Annotated in this window: 17 protein-coding genes; 5 read left to right on the top strand and 12 right to left on the bottom strand. The window is 69.4% G+C overall.

Annotated features, from left to right (window positions below; translation table 11 throughout):
* Positions 1–10: 10 nt before the first annotated feature.
* From QGN30_RS10595 to rpsO, 4 genes are all read right to left on the bottom strand, one after another.
* Positions 11–1,036 (bottom strand): nitronate monooxygenase, encoded by a 1,026-nt coding sequence (locus QGN30_RS10595; protein ID WP_014380643.1) that lies wholly within the window; start codon positions 1,034–1,036, stop codon positions 11–13.
* Positions 1,037–1,096: 60 nt separating this feature from the next.
* Positions 1,097–2,458, bottom strand: coding sequence for a M16 family metallopeptidase (locus QGN30_RS10590; protein ID WP_014380644.1), 1,362 nt, complete (start codon positions 2,456–2,458; stop codon positions 1,097–1,099).
* Positions 2,445–4,706 carry a polyribonucleotide nucleotidyltransferase gene (locus QGN30_RS10585; protein ID WP_014380645.1) on the bottom strand — a complete coding sequence of 754 codons (2,262 nt, stop codon included), beginning with the start codon at positions 4,704–4,706 and terminating at the stop codon, positions 2,445–2,447. Before QGN30_RS10585 ends, QGN30_RS10590 begins: the two co-directional genes overlap by 14 nt.
* Before the next feature lie 389 nt (positions 4,707–5,095).
* Positions 5,096–5,365, bottom strand: a complete 270-nt coding sequence (gene rpsO, locus QGN30_RS10580) for a 30S ribosomal protein S15 (RefSeq protein WP_003878661.1) — start codon at positions 5,363–5,365, stop codon at positions 5,096–5,098.
* Between the two features lie 169 nt (positions 5,366–5,534).
* Here rpsO and QGN30_RS10575 point away from each other — a divergent pair, with 169 nt between their 5' ends.
* Together QGN30_RS10575 and QGN30_RS10570 are read left to right on the top strand one after the other, a co-directional pair.
* A complete protein-coding gene (locus tag QGN30_RS10575; RefSeq protein ID WP_036453363.1) occupies positions 5,535–5,876 on the top strand; it encodes an ArsR/SmtB family transcription factor in 342 nt (113 codons plus the stop codon).
* A gap of 3 nt (positions 5,877–5,879) precedes the next feature.
* Positions 5,880–6,365, top strand: coding sequence for an SRPBCC family protein (locus QGN30_RS10570; RefSeq protein WP_014385417.1), 486 nt, complete (start codon positions 5,880–5,882; stop codon positions 6,363–6,365).
* 13 nt (positions 6,366–6,378) lie between these two features.
* Here QGN30_RS10570 and QGN30_RS10565 read toward each other — a convergent pair whose 3' ends face one another.
* A complete protein-coding gene (locus QGN30_RS10565) occupies positions 6,379–7,356 on the bottom strand; it encodes a bifunctional riboflavin kinase/FAD synthetase (RefSeq protein ID WP_036453365.1) in 978 nt (325 codons plus the stop codon).
* Positions 7,357–7,469: 113 nt separating this feature from the next.
* Here QGN30_RS10565 and mntR point away from each other — a divergent pair, with 113 nt between their 5' ends.
* Positions 7,470–8,162 carry a manganese-binding transcriptional regulator MntR gene (gene mntR, locus QGN30_RS10560; RefSeq protein ID WP_009955351.1) on the top strand — a complete coding sequence of 231 codons (693 nt, stop codon included), beginning with the start codon at positions 7,470–7,472 and terminating at the stop codon, positions 8,160–8,162.
* A 1-nt stretch (position 8,163) separates the two neighbouring features.
* Here the strand turns inward: mntR and QGN30_RS10555 are convergent, their stop codons facing one another.
* The 5 genes from QGN30_RS10555 to QGN30_RS10535 all read right to left on the bottom strand — a co-directional run bounded on the left by QGN30_RS10555 (position 8,164) and on the right by QGN30_RS10535 (position 13,413).
* Positions 8,164–9,408 (bottom strand): acyl-CoA dehydrogenase family protein, encoded by a 1,245-nt coding sequence (locus QGN30_RS10555; RefSeq protein WP_014380648.1) that lies wholly within the window; start codon positions 9,406–9,408, stop codon positions 8,164–8,166.
* A 7-nt stretch (positions 9,409–9,415) separates the two neighbouring features.
* Complete coding sequence (locus QGN30_RS10550; RefSeq protein ID WP_009955346.1) at positions 9,416–10,606, bottom strand: lipid-transfer protein; 1,191 nt, start codon at positions 10,604–10,606, stop codon at positions 9,416–9,418.
* Between the two features lie 247 nt (positions 10,607–10,853).
* Positions 10,854–11,759, bottom strand: coding sequence for a tRNA pseudouridine(55) synthase TruB (gene truB / locus QGN30_RS10545; RefSeq protein WP_248923161.1), 906 nt, complete (start codon positions 11,757–11,759; stop codon positions 10,854–10,856).
* On the bottom strand, positions 11,756–12,439 hold the full coding sequence (gene pptT, locus QGN30_RS10540) for a 4'-phosphopantetheinyl transferase PptT (RefSeq protein WP_008258687.1): 684 nt from the start codon (positions 12,437–12,439) through the stop codon (positions 11,756–11,758). The genes truB and pptT overlap by 4 nt, the downstream gene beginning before the upstream one ends.
* Positions 12,436–13,413, bottom strand: a complete 978-nt coding sequence (locus QGN30_RS10535) for a metallophosphoesterase family protein (RefSeq protein ID WP_014380651.1) — start codon at positions 13,411–13,413, stop codon at positions 12,436–12,438. The genes pptT and QGN30_RS10535 overlap by 4 nt, the downstream gene beginning before the upstream one ends.
* Positions 13,414–13,560: 147 nt before the next feature.
* On the opposite strand from QGN30_RS10535, the gene QGN30_RS10530 reads away from it, so the two are divergent.
* Together QGN30_RS10530 and QGN30_RS10525 are read left to right on the top strand one after the other, a co-directional pair.
* Positions 13,561–14,151: a DUF3558 domain-containing protein gene (locus QGN30_RS10530; protein WP_225331489.1), complete on the top strand. Its 591-nt coding sequence runs from the start codon at positions 13,561–13,563 to the stop codon at positions 14,149–14,151.
* A gap of 1 nt (position 14,152) precedes the next feature.
* Positions 14,153–15,874: a CocE/NonD family hydrolase gene (locus QGN30_RS10525; protein ID WP_064893039.1), complete on the top strand. Its 1,722-nt coding sequence runs from the start codon at positions 14,153–14,155 to the stop codon at positions 15,872–15,874.
* Here QGN30_RS10525 and QGN30_RS10520 read toward each other — a convergent pair.
* Complete coding sequence (locus QGN30_RS10520) at positions 15,833–16,393, bottom strand: DUF1802 family protein (protein ID WP_014380654.1); 561 nt, start codon at positions 16,391–16,393, stop codon at positions 15,833–15,835. The two genes, QGN30_RS10525 and QGN30_RS10520, sit on opposite strands and share 42 nt — an antisense overlap.
* Entirely contained in the window at positions 16,390–16,659 is a 270-nt protein-coding gene (locus tag QGN30_RS10515) for a DUF2277 domain-containing protein (protein ID WP_008258698.1), read from the bottom strand. The genes QGN30_RS10520 and QGN30_RS10515 overlap by 4 nt, the downstream gene beginning before the upstream one ends.
* Positions 16,660–16,681 lie beyond the last annotated feature (22 nt).

Genomic DNA, 16,681 nt, shown 5'->3' with positions numbered 1-16,681 from the left:
GGCTAATCGGCTAATCGGTGGCCACGAGGCCGGCGATGATGTCGGCCGCGGGGCCGGCGCTGGCGTGCTTGAAGGCCGCCCCGGCCCACAGCGGTATCCCGTTCGGGTCCTCGAGGGCGGCGGCGGCTTCCCGGATGGGCGATGTCATCTGGTTGACCTCGGGGTAGCCCAGCGGCGCCACGTGGTCGAGCATGCGGGTGAAGTCGTTTTCCAGCCCGCGCGCGTAGCGGCCCGAGAAGGCCCGTGTCACAACGGTGGTCGCGAAGAGCGGGTTCTTCAGGGCGGTGCGGTGGGCGGGGTTGGTGCCGGCCTCGTCGGCGAGCAGCAGCGCGGTGCCGACCTGCGCGGCCACCGCTCCCCGGCGCAGGGCGGCGCCGATCTCGTCGGCGGTGCCCAGCCCGCCGGCGGCGATGATCGGGATGTCATGGGTGTTGCGGATGCGGTCGATGAGCTGGTGCAGCGACTCGTTGGCGGGTTCCATGTCGGGCGCGAACGTGCCGCGGTGCCCGCCCGCGGCGGGACCCTGGACCACCAGGCTGTCGGCGCCGGCCGCGACGGCCACCCCGGCCTCGTACGCCGAGGTCACCGTGACCATCACCAGCAGGCCCAGCGCGCCGAGGCGCTGGATCACGTCGGGCGGCGGGACGCCGAAGGTGAACGACACCAGCTCGGGCCGGACGTCGGCGACCACCTCGAGCTTCTGTTCCCACCCGTCGTCGTCGCCGTAACGCGGGTGACCGACCTCCACCTGGTAGTGATCGGCGATCTCTTCGAGTTCGGCCGCGTAGTAGTCCAGGGCCACCCAGTCGGCCACACTGGGCTGGGGCACAAACAGATTCACGCCCAGCGGGCCGGTGGTGGCCTTGCGCGCGGCGGCGATGTCGTCGGCGAACCGCTCGGCGGTGAGGTACCCGCCGGGGACGAAACCGAGCCCACCGGCGTTGGACACCGCCGCGGCCAGCGCGGGAGTCCCGGGCCCGCCGGCCATCGGGGCACCCACGATGGGCACCGCGATGTCCCAAAAGCCCAGTACCATTCGGCTAGTCCGCCGACGGCGAGCGCCGAGGGGGCGCGAGTGAGGAGGCGGACATTCGAGCTAGCCTACCATCGCCCGAAGTTGTTGGGGCAGTGACCGTTTGGCGGCATAGGGGCCGAGAACCGCGGCGCCGTAGCGCTGCCCGAGCAGCCGGCGGGCGACGGCGTTGACCTCATCGACGGTCACCTGGTCGATCTGCCGCAGGGTGTGCTCGATGCTGCGGTGCTTGCCGTAGTTGAGCTCGCTGCGGCCCAGGCGGCTCATCCGCGAGCCCGAGTCCTCCAGGCCGAGGACCAGGCCGCCGCGCAGCGAGCCCTTGGCGATCCGGCACTCCGCCTCGGTGATGCCGTCGCGCGCGACGGCGTCGAGGACCGCACCGGTCACCTCCATGACCTCGGCGAAACGTTCGGGCTGGCAGGCCGCGTACACGGACAGCGCGCCGCTGTCGGCGAAGATGTCCACCGTCGAGTACACCGAGTAGGCCAGCCCGCGCAGCTCCCGGACCTCTTGGAAGAGCCGAGAACTCAGGCCGCCGCCCAGCGCGGTGTTGAGCACCGACAGCGCCCAGCGGTGCTGCCAGCCGCGGCCGGGCGTGCGCACCCCCAGCGACACGTGCGTCTGCTCGGCGTCCCGGTGGCCCAGCGCCAGCCCGGGCCGGCCGTTGACCCGCCCGGCGCCCTTGCGCGGCGCGATGGGTGCGCGCCCGCGGACCAGATGCGGGCCGAAGTGCTCGCGCACCAGCGCGACCACCTCGTCGTGGTCGACGTTGCCGGCCACCGCCACCACCATGCGTTCGGGCGTGTAGCGCCGGACGTGAAACGAGTGCAGCTGGCTACGCGTCATCGACGTCACCGACCGCGCGGTGCCGATGACGGGCCGGCCCACCGGGTGGTCGCCGAACAGCGCGCCCAAGAACATGTCCCCGAGCGCGTCCTCGGGGTCGTCGTCGCGCATCGCGATCTCCTCGAGGACCACGTCGCGTTCCAGTTCGACGTCCTCGGCGGCGCAGCGGCCGTTGAGCACCACGTCGGCGACCAGGTCGACGGCCAGCGCCAGGTCGCTGTCGAGCACGTGCGCGTAGTAGCAGGTGTGCTCCTTGGCGGTGAACGCGTTCAGCTCTCCCCCGACGGCGTCCATCGCCTGGGCGATGTCCACCGCGGTGCGGCTGGGGGTCGACTTGAACAGCAGGTGCTCGAGGAAGTGGGCCGCGCCGGCGACGGTGGCACCCTCGTCGCGCGAGCCGACCCCGACCCACACCCCGACCGAGGCGGAACGCACCGCCGGCAGGTATTCGGTGACCACCCGCAAGCCGCCCGGCAGCGTCGTGCGCCGCAGTGCGGCGTGCGGGTCCGCCGCGGCCGTGTGGTTACCCCGCCGCAGCGCGGGGTCAGCTGCTCGCTTTCCCGAATCAGCTCGCGGCATCGGCAGGGGCGGCCGCCGGGGCATCGGCGGGCGCCGAGTTGTCGTCCTCCACCAGCACCAGCGAGATCTTGCCGCGCTTGTCGATGTCGGCGATTTCGACGCGCAGCTTGTCGCCGACGTTCACCACGTCCTCGACCTTCGCGATGCGCTTGCCCTTGCCGAGCTTGGAGATGTGCACCAGGCCGTCGCGACCGGGCAGCAGCGAGACGAAGGCGCCGAAATCCGTTGTCTTGACCACGGTTCCGAGGAAACGTTCGCCGACCGTCGGCAGCTGCGGGTTGGCGATGGCGTTGATCCGGTCGATCGCGGCCTGCGCCGAGGGCCCGTCGGTGGCGCCGACGAACACGGTGCCGTCGTCCTCGATGGAGATCTGCGCGCCGGTCTCCTCGGTGATGCCGTTGATCACCTTGCCCTTGGGGCCGATGACCTCACCGATCTTGTCCACCGGAACCTTGATGGTGGTGACCCGCGGGGCATACGGGCTCATCTCGTCGGGCGCGTCGATGGCCTCGGCCATGACCTCGAGGATCGTCAGGCGCGCGTCTTTGGCCTGGCCCAGGGCGCCCGCCAGGACCTGCGACGGGATGCCGTCGAGCTTGGTGTCCAGCTGCAGCGCGGTGACGAAGTCCTTGGTGCCGGCGCACTTGAAGTCCATGTCGCCGAACGCGTCCTCGGCGCCCAGGATGTCGGTCAGCGTGACGAACCGCCGCTCGGTGCGACCGTCGATCTCGACGTCGTCGGAGACCAGGCCCATCGCGATGCCGGCCACCGGCGCCTTCAGCGGCACACCGGCGTTCAGCAGCGACAGGGTGGACGCACAGACCGACCCCATCGACGTCGAGCCGTTGGAGCCCAGCGCCTCGGAGACCTGGCGGATGGCGTACGGGAAATCCTCGACGCCGGGCAGCACCGGGATCAGGGCCCGCTCGGCGAGCGCGCCGTGCCCGATCTCGCGCCGCTTGGGCGAACCCACCCGGCCGGTCTCGCCGGTGGAGAACGGCGGGAAGTTGTAGTGGTGCATGTAGCGCTTGGAGGTTTCCGGCCCCAGCGAGTCGATCTGCTGGGCCATCTTGACCATGTCGAGCGTGGTCACCCCCAGGATCTGGGTCTCACCGCGCTGGAAGAGCGCGCTGCCGTGCGCGCGGGGCACCACGGCGACCTCGGCCGAGAGCGCGCGGATGTCGGTGATGCCGCGGCCGTCGATGCGGAAGTGATCGGTGAGGATGCGCTGGCGCACCAGCTTCTTGGTCAGCGAGCGGAACGCGGCGCTGACCTCTTTCTCGCGGCCCTCGTAGGTTTCGGCGAGGCGTGCGAGCACCTCGGCTTTCAGCTCGTCGGTGCGCGCGTCGCGCTCGGCCTTGCCGCCGATGGTCAGCGCCTTGGCCAGCTCGTCGGTGGCCACCGAGGCGACCGAGTAGTAGACGTCTTCCTGGTAGTCCGGGAACGTCGGGAACTCGCCGACCGGCTTGGCGGCCGCCCCGGCCAGCTCCTCCTGCGCGGTGCACAGGGTGGCGATGAACGGCTTGGCGGCCTCGAGCCCTTCGGCCACAACGGTTTCCGTCGGCGCCTGGGCGCCGCCCTCGACGAGCTCGATGACGTTCTCGGTGGCCTCCGCCTCGACCATCATGATCGCTATGTCTTTTTCGGCGGCGCCGCCGCCGACTATGCGGCCGGCCACCACCATGTCGAACACCGCCCGCTCGAGCTGCTCGACGGTCGGGAACGCCACCCACTGGCCGTCGATGAGCGCGACCCGCACGCCCCCGATCGGACCCGAGAACGGCAGCCCGCTCAGCTGGGTGGAGGCCGACGCGGCGTTGATCGCCAGCACGTCGTACAGGTCGTTGGGGTCCAGGCTCATGACCGTGACCACGACCTGGATCTCGTTGCGCAGCCCGCTGACGAACGACGGGCGCAGCGGGCGGTCGATGAGCCGGCAGGTCAGGATCGCGTCGGTGGAGGGACGGCCCTCGCGACGGAAGAACGAGCCGGGTATGCGACCGGCGGCGTACATCCGCTCCTCGACGTCGACGGTCAGCGGGAAGAAGTCGAAGTGCTCCTTGGGGCTCTTGCTGGCGGTGGTCGCCGACAACAGCATGTTTTCGTCATCCAGGTACGCGACCACGGCGCCGGCGGCCTGCTGGGCCAGCCGGCCGGTCTCGAAACGGATGGTGCGGGTGCCGAAGCTCCCGTTGTCGATGGTGGCGGTCGCCTCGAACACGCCCTCTTCAATTTCAGCGACAGACATGGACGTCCGTACGGCCTCTCTTATTCGGCTGTTTCGCGTCGTCACGCGCAACCTGGAGAGGGTCCGCAGCGCCCGTTGGGGCCTGCGAGTCACCCTGGGAGCTATCCCGAAGAGCCAGTCTGAATGCGGCTACGGCCATCGATCGAAGCGGCCGAGAAGCCCCAGATCCGGAGAGCCCGGCAGCCACTACCGAAGACCGCCCGATGCAGACTGGGCTGCTCCCTCGAAGGTGCGTAGTGACACGCTGGAACGGCGCACGCGGATCTGCGTGGCCGCACCGTTTTGCTCGGGCCGAACCGGCCCAGAACGTCCTTACTCTACACGGGCGGGCCCGCCCCGCCAGCATCGCGCGGGATCGGGCGGGCGTCATAGCCCCGGTGACGGCGGCGTCAGCGGCGCAGGCCGAGGCGCTCGACCAGCGAGCGGTAGCGCTCCACGTCGATCTGGGCGACGTATTTGAGCAGCCGGCGACGGCGCCCGACCAGCAGCAACAGGCCGCGCCGCGAGTGGTGGTCGTGCTTGTGCACCTTGAGGTGCTCGGTCAGGTCGGCGATCCGCTTGGTCAGCAGCGCGACCTGCGCCTCCGGGGAACCGGTGTCGGTGTCATGCAGGCCGTAGGTGCCCAGGATTTCTTTTTTCTGCTCGGCTGTCAGCGCCACGAACTATCTCCATCAATCGGTGCCGCGAAAATTTCGGTCGTGGCCGCCGCGGACTGCAGCACACTCCGTATCGGGGGGCGAGTCTATCAGCGGCCGCGATGTTCGCCGAAATCGCAGGCCAGCGCCGCACACTTGACAACATACAACCATTTGGTTGTATGTTTGCCGGGTGGATGTGGACGAAGAGGACCGGGTGGACGCCCTGTTCCACGCGCTCGCCGACCGAACCCGGCGCGACATCATGCGACGGACGCTGGCCGGGGAACACTCGGTTTCCACGCTCGCCCGCAAGTACGACATGAGCTTCGCCGCGGTGCAGAAGCACGTCGTCGTACTCGAGAAGGCCGGCCTGGTCACCAAACGACGCAGCGGTCGCGAGCAGCTGGCCAGCGGTGACGTGACGGCCGTGCGGTCGGTGGCCTCGATGCTCGCCGAGTTGGAACTCCTCTGGCGCGACCGGATCGCACGCATCGACGAACTCATCTCATCCGACTCAACCAAGGAGGACTGAACCATGCCCGTGACCGGCGTCGAGCACGATCCCGACAACCTGACGCTGACCATCACCGCGGACTTCGCCGCGCCGGTGCACCGGATCTGGCAGGTCTACGCCGACCCGCGTCAACTGGAGAAGGTGTGGGGGCCGCCGTCCCATCCGGCGACCGTCGTCGACCACAGCCTGACGCCCGGAGGTCGCACGACATACTTCATGACCGGTCCGGACGGCGAGAAATACGCCGGATATTGGGAGATCACGGCCGTCGACGAGCCGACGAGCTTCTCGTTCCTCGACGGCTTCGCCGACCTGGACTTCAACCCGAACCCCGGACTGCCGGTCTCGAGGAACGTCTACACCTTCACCGAGCACGACGGCGGCACTCGCGCGACCTACGTGAGCGCCTTCGAGTCCGCCGAGGCGCTGCAACAGGTGCTGGACATGGGGGTGGTCGAGGGCTCGTCGTCGGCCATCAACCAGATCGACGACCTGGTCGCTTCCTGAAAACCGCGGTGGATCAGTCCTGCGTCGACAGGATGGTGCGGGCCCGTTCGGTGTCCTCGCCCATCGCGACGATGAGTTCCTCCACGGAGCCGAACTTGTGCTGCCCACGGATGCGGCCGACGAAATCCAGCGCCACGTGCTGCCCGTACAGGTCGGCGTCGGTGTCCAGGACGAACGCCTCGACGGTGCGAGTGCGCCCGGAGAAGGTCGGGTTGGTGCCGACGGACACCGCGGCCTGGTAACGCTCACCCGGGATGACGGTGCCGGTCACCGGGCCGTGGCCGAGGACGGTGAACCACGCGGCGTACACGCCGTCGGCCGGGATGGCCGAATACATCGGCGGCGCCACGTTCGCGGTCGGGAAGCCCAGTTCGGCACCGCGGCCGTGACCCCGCACCACCACGCCCTCGACCCGGTGCGGGCGACCCAGGGCCTCGGTGGCCGCCACCACGTCGCCGGCGTCCACGCAGGACCGGATGTAGGTGGACGAGAACGTGACGGTCTCGTTGCTGTGGTGCTCGGAGAGCAGCGACATCGACTCCACGGCGAACCCGAATCGATCGCCGGCGCGCCGCAGGGTCTCGACGTTGCCAGTCGCCTTCTTGCCGAAGGTGAAGTTCTCCCCCACGACGACCTCGACCACGTGCAGGTTCTCCACCAGCAGCTCGTGCACGTAGCGGTCCGGCGTGAGTTTCATGAAGTCGGTGGTGAAAGGCATCACCAAGAAGACGTCGATGCCCAGCTCCTCGACCAGCTCGGCGCGCCGCGTCAGCGTCGTCAACTGGGCCGGATGGCTGCCGGGATAGACCACTTCCATCGGGTGCGGGTCGAACGTCATCAACACCGTCGGCACGCTGCGCGCCCGCCCCGCTTTCACCGCATGCGCGATCAGCTCCGCGTGCCCGCGATGCACACCATCGAACACACCGATGGTGAGCACACACCTGCCCCAGTCCGTGGGAATCTCGTCTTGGCCGCGCCACCGCTGCACGACCGCAAGCCTACGGCGCCGAGTGCCCGGCCGGGAGATCCAGAGGGCCCGACACCCGCCAGGCTGGCGGGGAACACGCCGGATTTGGATGGGGTTGCCTAAACTTTGTCGTTGTGAGTGCTGACGAAGAGCGTGGCGGTCTCACCGCGGTCGGCCAGGACTACCTCAAGGCGATCTGGAATGCCCAGGAGTGGTCCCCCGACAAGGTCAGCACGAAGATGCTGGCCGAGAAGATCGGGGTGTCGGCCAGCACGGCCTCGGAGTCGATCCGCAAACTCGCCGAGCAGGGCCTCGTCGACCACGAGAAGTACGGCGCGGTGACGCTGACCGAGGCCGGACGGCGCGCGGCGCTCGAGATGGTGCGCCGGCACCGGCTGCTGGAGACCTTCCTGGTCAACGAGCTGGGCTACGCGTGGGACGAGGTGCACGACGAGGCCGAGGTGCTCGAGCACGCGGTGTCGGATCGTCTGGTTTCCCGCATCGACGCCAAGCTGGGATTCCCGCAGCGCGATCCGCACGGCGACCCCATCCCCGCCACCGACGGGCAGGTGCCCACCCCGCCGGCGCGCCAGCTGTGGGCGTGCGGCGACGGCGACGCCGGGACGGTGGCCCGCATCTCCGACGCCGACCCCGAGATGCTGCGCTACTTCACCGACGTGGGCATCAACCTCGACTCCCGGCTGCGGGTGCTGACCCGCCGCGAGTTCGCGGGCATGATCTCGGTGGCGATCGAATCCGGCGACGGCGACGAGACGACCGTCGACCTGGGCAGCCCGGCCGCGCGGGCGATCTGGGTGACCGCCTAGCTCAGTCGGCCAGCAATCCCTTGGCGATGTGGGTGACCTGCACCTCGTTGCTGCCGGCGTAGATCATCAGCGACTTGGCGTCGCGGGCCAGCTGCTCCACCCGGTACTCGGCCATATATCCGTTGCCGCCGAACAGTTGCACGGCCTCCATGGCCACCTCGGTCGCCGCCTCCGACGAGTACAGCTTGATCGCCGACGCCTCGGCCAGCGTCAGCGGTTTACCGGCCTGTTGGCGCTCGATGGTGTGAAAGACCATGTTCTGCACGTTCATTCGCGCGATTTCCATCTTGGCCAGCTTGAGCTGGATCAGCTGGAACTGCCCGATGTTCTTGCCCCACAGCGTGCGGCTCTTCGCGTAGTCGACGCACAGCCGGTGGCATTCGTCGATGATGCCCAGGGCCATCATGGCGATCCCGATCCGCTCGGCGGCGAAGTTGGCGCGCGCGCTGTCGCGGCCGTCGCCGTCGGTGTGCTGTTCGCTCTCGCCGAGCAGCCGGTCCGGGCTCAGCCGCACGTTGTCGAAGAACAGCTCGCCGGTCGGCGAGGACATCATGCCCATCTTCTTGAACGGCTTGCCCTGCGTCAGGCCCGGCATGCCGGCGTCGAGCACGAACACCAGCACCGGGCGGTTGCGCTTGTCCACCTTCGTCGGGCCGGCGTCGCCCTCGTCGAGTTTGGCGTACACGACCAGGACGTCGGCGCAGGGCCCGTTGGTGATGAACGTCTTCTGCCCGTTGAGGATGTAATCGGCACCGTCGCGTTTGACGTAGGTCTTCATGCCGCCGAACGCGTCCGAGCCCGAGTCCGGCTCGGTGATGGCCCACGCCGCAATCTTTTCCAGCGTCATCAGCTCGGGCAGCCAGCGCTCCTTTTGGGCCAGCGTGCCGCGGCTCATGATGGTCGCCGCGCCCAGACCGAGGCTCACCGACGCGGTGCTCAGCAACCCGATGCTGACCCGGGCGATCTCGGAGACCAGCACCGCGATCATCGATCCCTGGGCTCCGCCGCCGAAACCGCTTGCCTCGCCGTCGCTTTGACGCTCTCCCGAGCGCTCCCGGTCCAGCATCTTCTTGACCGATTCGGCGGCCATGGCGTCGAGGCCGAACTGGCTGAACAGCTTGCGCGCGATCGGATAGGGCGACATCGTGCCGGTTTCCAATTCGTCGAGATGCGGGCGGATCTCCTTGTCGACGAACTGCCGAACGGCGTCGCGGACCATCAGGTCGGTGTCGGACCACTCGATCATGGCGCCCTTAGCGTTCGGCGCGCTGGTAGGCGGTGACGACGGCGGCGCCGCCCAGTCCGATGTTGTGTTGCAGTGCGGCGCTGACGTTGTCGACCTGACGCGCCTCGGCCGTCCCGCGCAGCTGCCAGGTCAGTTCCGCGCACTGCGCCAGCCCGGTCGCGCCCAAGGGATGCCCCTTGGAGATCAGGCCACCGGAGGGGTTGACCACCCAGCGGCCGCCGTAGGTGGTGTCGTTGTTGTCGATCAGCTTGGGCGCCTCACCCGGCCCACACAGGCCCAGCGCCTCGTAGAGCAGCAGCTCGTTGGCCGAGAAGCAGTCGTGCAGTTCGATCACCTGGAAGTCCTGCGGACCCAGCCCGGACTGGTCGTAGACCTGTTGTGCGGCTTGCACATTCATGTCGTAGCCGATGAGGTTCTTGGCGCTCCCGTCGAACGTCGAGGCGAAGTCGGTGGTCATGGCCTGACCGACGATCTCGACGGCCTGGCCCGCCAGCCCGTGGCTGTCGACGAAGCTCTCCGAGGCCAGGATGGCCGCGCCCGAACCGTCGGAGGTCGGCGAGCACTGCAGCTTGGTCAGCGGGTCGGAGATCATCCGCGCCGCCAGGATGTCCTCGAGCGTGTAGGACTCCTGGAACTGCGCGAACGGGTTGTTCACCGAGTGCTTGTGATTCTTATAGCCGATCTTGGCGAAATGCTCTGCGGTGGAGCCGTATTGCTTCATGTGCTCGCGGCCGGCGGCGCCGAACATCCACGGCGCGACGGGCATCGCGAACTCGTCGATCGCGGCCATCGCCTTGACGTGCTTGCCCATCGGCGATTCGCGGTCCTGAGCTCCGCCGCCCAGCGAACCGGGCTGCATCTTCTCGAAACCCAGCGCGATCGCGCAGTCGACGATGCCGCCGCGGATTGCCTGCGCGGCCAGGAAGAGCGCGGTGGAGCCGGTGGAGCAGTTGTTGTTGACGTTGACCACCGGGATACCCGTCATGCCGAGCTCGTAGAGCGCGCGCTGCCCGGACGTCGAATCCCCGGCGACGTAGCCGACGTAGCCCTGCTGCACCTCGTGGTAGGCGATGCCGGCGTCGGCCAGCGCGTTGGTCCCCGACTCGCGCGCCATGTCGGGGTAGTCCCAGCCCTCCCGGCGACCCGGCTTCTCGAATTTCGTCATGCCGACGCCGATGACGTAAACCTTGTTGGACATCTTGTTGGACATCGTTGTCCCTTCCCGTGGGCCGCCTGGATACCCCAGTCTGCAACGTAGCCCAACCAACCGCTCGGCCGGGACCCGTTAGCGCGTCCTAGAGCGTCGCCGGGCGGGATCGATGGCCCGCCTCCTCCTCAGTCCGTTCCGGACTGCATCGTCGCCGGGCGGGATCGATGGCCCGCCTCCTCCTCAGTCCGTTCCGGACTGCATCGTCGCCGGGCGGGATCGATGGCCCGCCTCCTCCTCAGTCCGTTCCGGACTGCATCGTCGCCGGGCGGACCACCACCACCGACTTGGTCCGCGCCCCCTCGTCGCGCAACAGCGCCATCACCCGGCCGTCGGGGTCACACGCGGCGTAGACGCCGTCGATCCCGGCCGCCGGCAGGGACCGGCCGTTGGCGGCGGCGTCGGCCTCCCCGGCGGCCAACTCGCGGCGCGGGAAGATCAGCAGGCAGGCCTCGTCGAGGCTGTAGCTCAGCCGCGGCCGCTCGGCGAGCTCGTCGAGCGAATACGCCTGGTCCAGCCCGAAGCGGCCGGCCCGGGTGCGGCGCAACGCCGTCAGGTGCCCGCCCACCCCCAGCGCGGCACCCAGATCGCGGGCCAGCGCACGGATGTAGGTCCCCGACGAGCACTCGACCTCGACGTCGACGTCGAGCACGTCCAGGCCGTGCGGTCCCGGGCGGACGTCGCGCACGTCGAACCGGTCGATGCGCACCGGGCGGGCCTCGAGCTCGACGGCGTGGCCCTCGCGGGCCAGGCGGTAGGCGCGCTTGCCTCCCACCTTGATGGCGCTGACGGTCGAGGGCACCTGCGCGATGTCACCCCGCAGCCCCTCGACGGCGGTCCCGATCGCCTCGGCGGTCAGGTGCCCCGCCGGGACACTGCGCACCGGCTCGCCCTCGGCGTCGTCGGTCGACGTGCTCTGGCCCAGGCGGATGGTGGCCGCGTACGACTTCGAAGAAGCCGACAGCAGGCCGAGGATCTTGGTGGCGCGCTCGACGCCGATCACCAGCACCCCGGTGGCCATCGGGTCCAGGGTCCCCGCGTGCCCCACCCGCCGGGTGGAGAAGATCCGGCGGCAGCGGCCCACCACGTCGTGGCTGGTCATCGCCGGCGGCTTGTCGACGACGACGATGCCCGGACCGCTCATAGGACGATGGCGGTCAGCACCAGCCCGCGCTCGACCGACCAGCGGCCCGCCAGCTCCGTCAGCGGCGGACCGGACAGCGCCGCCGGATCGATCAGGATCCGCGAGACGAACCGGCCCGTCGCCGCGCCGGGGCCGTCGGACTCGAACGTGATGTGGGCGTCCTCGAAGCCCAGCCACCGCTTGGTCAGCGGGAACCACGCCTTGTACGTCGCCTCCTTGGCGCAGAACAGGATTCGGTCCCAATGCAGATCCCCCGACAGGTGGGCGGGGATCTCGGTGCGTTCGGCCGGCAGGCTGATCGCGTTGAGCACGCCGTCGGGCAACACGTCGTGCGGTTCGGCGTCGATCCCCACCGAGCGCAGCGCGTCGGTGCGGCCCACCACCGCGCCGCGGTACCCCGTGCAGTGGGTGAGGCTGCCGACCACGCCGTCGGGCCAGCAGGGTTCTCCCTTCTCGCCCTTGAGGATCGGCACCGGCGGCAGGCCGAGCTCGCCCAGCGCGATGCGGGCGCAGTGCCGGACGGTGATGAACTCGTTGCGCCGCTTGGCCACCGATCTCGCGATCAACGGCTCCTCTTCGGGCAGCGGGGCGAGATCGGGCGGATCGGAATACACCTCCGAGTAGGCCAGGCCGTCGGTGGCCGGCAACACGGAGGACACCAGCGTGTGCTCCCCCGTCATCGTGATTGCCGCTGCCGCAACCGTTCCCGGAACTGCGTGGCCTGCTGTCGCATCTCGGGGGTGATCTCGAAGTGGCCGCCGAAGTCGTTGAGGTCACCGGGCGCGTACTGGGGATCCGGCAGCACCTGGCGCAGCCAGCTGGGCGGCTTGCGGCGCCGCCACTCCCGCGGATAGCCCACCGACACCTCCTCGAAGCGCACGTCGTCATACCAGGTGGTGCGCGGGATGTGCAGGTGACCGTAGACCGAGCAGACGGCGTTGTAGCGGGTGTGCCAGTCGGCGGTCTTGGTGGTTCCGCACCACAGCGAGAACTCCGGGTAGAACAGCGCGTCGCAGGGATCGCGGACCAACGGGAAGTGGTTCACCAGAACGGTCGGCGTCATCCAGTCCAGCTCTTCGAGGCGGGCACGGGTGATCTCCAGACGCTCGCGGCACCACGCCTCGCGGGTGGGATACGGCTCCGGGGAGAGCAGGAACTCGTCGGTGGCCACCACGTTGCGGTCCCGCGCGATGGTCAGCCCCTCGGCTTTGCTCGTGGCCCCCTCGGGCAAGAAGCTGTAGTCGTAGAGCAGGAACATCGGCACGATCGTGGCCGGACCGCCGCGCTCGGTCCAGACCGGGAACGGATGCTCCGGCGTGATCACACCCATCTCGTCGCACATGTTGACCAGGTAGTCGTAGCGCGCCTTGCCGAAGACCTGCACGGGGTCGCGGGTGGTGGTCCACAGCTCGTGGTTGCCGGGCACCCAGATCACCTTGGCGAACCGCCGTCGTAGCAGGTCAAGGGCCCAGCGAATCTCGTCGGTGCGCTCGGCGACGTCGCCGGCGACGATCAGCCAGTCGTCCGGCGACGACGGATGCAGCGATTCGGTGACCGGCTTGTTGCCGAGGTGACCGGTGTGCAGGTCGGACACCGCCCACAGCGTCGGTTGCCCACCGTTGGTCGAGTCCTGCCCCGATCTATGCCCAGCCACGAATAACCACCCTAACGACTCGGGCCGGGCGATCTGTTTTCGCGCCCGGCCGGCGGGTGAACTAGAACAAGTTCACCTTTGCCTGTGACCTCGAGCGCGCGACTTGTACACTCCCCCGAAAGGACCGCTGCGGCGTCAGGGGGTGTCGTGTTCGCCAATGTTCGTCTGATGGTGGCGCTCGGTGCGCTGCTCACAGCGGCCATCGGGGGCACGGTGGGCGTGTTGTCCGGTTCCCCTTCTCTACCGGGTGGCGGCGATCGCCCGGTCGAGCTGCGGTCGACCGCCCAGCCGATGGAAACCACGATGAAGAGCCCGATCGTGGCGACCACCGATCCGCGCCCGTTCGACGCGTGCGAGGACATCCCGTTCGACGTCGTCCAGCGCCTCGGGCTGGGATTCACGCCGCCCGAGCACGAGGACGGGCTGCGCTGCCACTTCGACGCCGGCAACTATCAGGTGGCCGTCGAGCCGATCATCTGGCGCACCTACGAGGCCTCGCTGCCCGCCGACGCCGTCGAGACGACGATCGCGGGCCACCGCGCCGCGCAGTACTGGGTGCTCAAGCCGACCTATCACAACAGCTACTGGTTCTACTCCTGCATGGTCGTGTTCAAGACCAGTTACGGGGTGCTGCAGCAGGCGCTGTACTACTCGACCGTCTACTCCGACCCCGAGGTCGATTGCATGCAGACCAACCTGCAGCGCGCCAACGACCTCGCTCCGTATTACAAGTTCTAGGGTGAGCATCACCTCGATCCGTCCCGCGCAGCCGACCCTGCACACCCTGAATCACTTGGGCGGCAAGGCCCTTGGCCGGTTGCTGGGTCTGCCGCCGGCGACCACCGACTACACCGTGGAGCGCGTGCGCGTGCCGATGCGCGACGGGGTCGCCTTGGTGGCCGACCATTACACGCCCGCCACCCCCGTCGGCACCCTGCTGATCCGCAGTCCCTACGGACGCGGATTCCCGTTCACCCTGATATTCGGCGCGCTGTACGCGGCGCGCGGCTACCACGTGGTGCTGCAGAGCGTGCGCGGAACGTTCGGGTCCGGCGGGGTTTTCGAGCCGATGGCCGACGAGATCGCCGACGGCGCCGACACCGTCGCATGGCTGCGTGAGCAGCCCTGGTTCACCGGCCGCTTCGCCACCATCGGCATGTCGTACCTGGGATTCACGCAGTGGGCCCTGTTGCAGGATCCCCCGCCGGAACTGTCCACCGCGGTGATCGCGGTGGGACCGCACGACTTCAACGAATCGACTTGGGGCACAGGGTCGTTCGCGGTCAACGACTTCCTGGGCTGGAGCGACATGGTGGCGCACCAGGAGGACCCGGTGCGCGCCCGCGCCGCGCTGCGCCAGTTGCAGACCCGCCGCAAGGTGCCGCGGGCCGCGGCCGCGACGCCACTGGGCGACGCCGCCCGGGCCCTGCTCGGCACGGGCGCACCTTGGTTCGAATCGTGGGCCGAACACAGCGATCCCTGCGATCCCTTCTGGAATGCGTTGCGCTGCAACGAGGCGCTGGACCGGGTGCAGGTGCCCGTGCTGCTCATCGGCGGCTGGCAGGACCTCTTCATCAGGCAGACGCTGCGGCAGTACGCGCATCTGCACGGCCGGGGAGTCGATGTCGCGCTCACCGTCGGCCCGTGGACGCACACCCAGCTGCTCACCACCGGGCTCGCCACCTGCGCCCGGGAGACGCTGGATTGGCTGGGCACCCACCTGGGCGGGGCCCCCGCCCGCCGGCCCGCCCCGGTCCGGGTCTACGTCACCGGCGTGGGTCGGGGCCAAGGGTGGCGCAGCCTGCCCGCGTGGCCGCCCGTCACCACCGAGCGCGCGCTGTACCTGCGGCCCGGTGGCTACCTGGGTGAGACCGCCCCGACGCTGAAAGGGCTGTCCCCGGCCACGTTTCGCTACGACCCGGCCGATCCGACACCCACCATCGGCGGCCCGATGCTGTCCGCCAACGGCGGTTACCGCGACGACGGCCGGCTCGCGTCGCGCGCCGACGTGCTGGCGTTCACCAGCGCCACCCTCACCCAGGACCTGTACGCCTACGGAACCCCGGTCGTCGAGCTCGCACACGGCGCCGACAATCCGCACGTCGACCTGTTCGTGCGGGTGAGTGAGGTCGATCCGAAGGGCCGGTCGCGCAACGTGAGCGAGGCCTACCGCCGGTTGGCCACCGCGGCGAAGACGAAGTCGGAGAAGGTCGTTCGCCTCGACCTCGACGGCATCGCCCACCGGTTCCGCGCCGGGTCACGCATCCGGGTTCTGATCGCCGGCAGTTGGTCCCCGCGCTACGCGCACAACCTCGGCGGCGACGAACCGGTGCTGACCGCCCGGCGCGCCACGCCGGTCACCCACAGCGTGCGCTACGGACGCTCCCGGCTGGTGTTGCCCGTCGGCCCGGCGGAGTTGTCAGCCGACGGCGTCGCGGACGCGGGCGGCGACGGCGTCTAGCGCGGGATCGTCGTGCACCGGCGCCGCCAACGGTGCGTGCACCGGCAGCTCCACCCAGCTCTTGCAGCCGGCGTATTCGGGCGTCCGGGCGATGCGCGCCGGGTCGGCCAACGGGATCACCGACACCACCAGCACGGCCAGCTTGTGCTTGGGGCGAAAATCGAGCCGGTCGGCACGCACCGACTCGGGCGTCCAGATGTGCAGGTCCTCGATGGCCGCCAGGCCGTCGGGCCGCTCAACAGCCACCGCCGCAACGACTTTCGCGGCGGCGCGGATCACCAGCTCGTCGTCGGTGCTGTCGGCGGCGGCGGGTTCGAGCAGGTCTCGATGTTCGGTGCGCACCCGCTCGGCGTGGCTGTGCGCGACCGTCGGGAACAACAGGAATTCGCGGGCGGCAAGGTCGAACCGCTTCTCCCCGATGCCCCCCTTGCGCAGCAGCACCCGTTGGCGGCCGTCGAGCAGGGCGTGGACCGCGGCGCTCCACTCTTTGAGCGCGGGCATCGTGGCGGTCACCGTCATGTCGCACCCGCCAACCGGGCCACCACCTCGGGCCGGCGCAACGGCGGCACCGTCTTGGGCGGCTGACGCCGCGGGGCCAGCCGCCCGAGCAGCCGGGTCGTCGTCTCGGTGACCTCGGCGACCGCCTGCTCGAACGCCTCGGCGTTGACGGCCGACGGGTGGGTGATGCCGCTGACCTTGCGCACGTACTGGCGGGCCGCCGCGGCGATTTCCTCCGCGGTGGCCGCCGGCTGAAGACCCCGCAGTTCAGTGATGTTCCGGCACATGGTCCCCACGATAAGCGCTGCC

It is taken from the genome of Mycobacterium sp. 3-98 (assembly GCF_035918355.1).
GTDB lineage: Bacteria > Actinomycetota > Actinomycetes > Mycobacteriales > Mycobacteriaceae > Mycobacterium > Mycobacterium intracellulare.
This window is presented reverse-complemented; position numbering and strand designations above follow the sequence as displayed.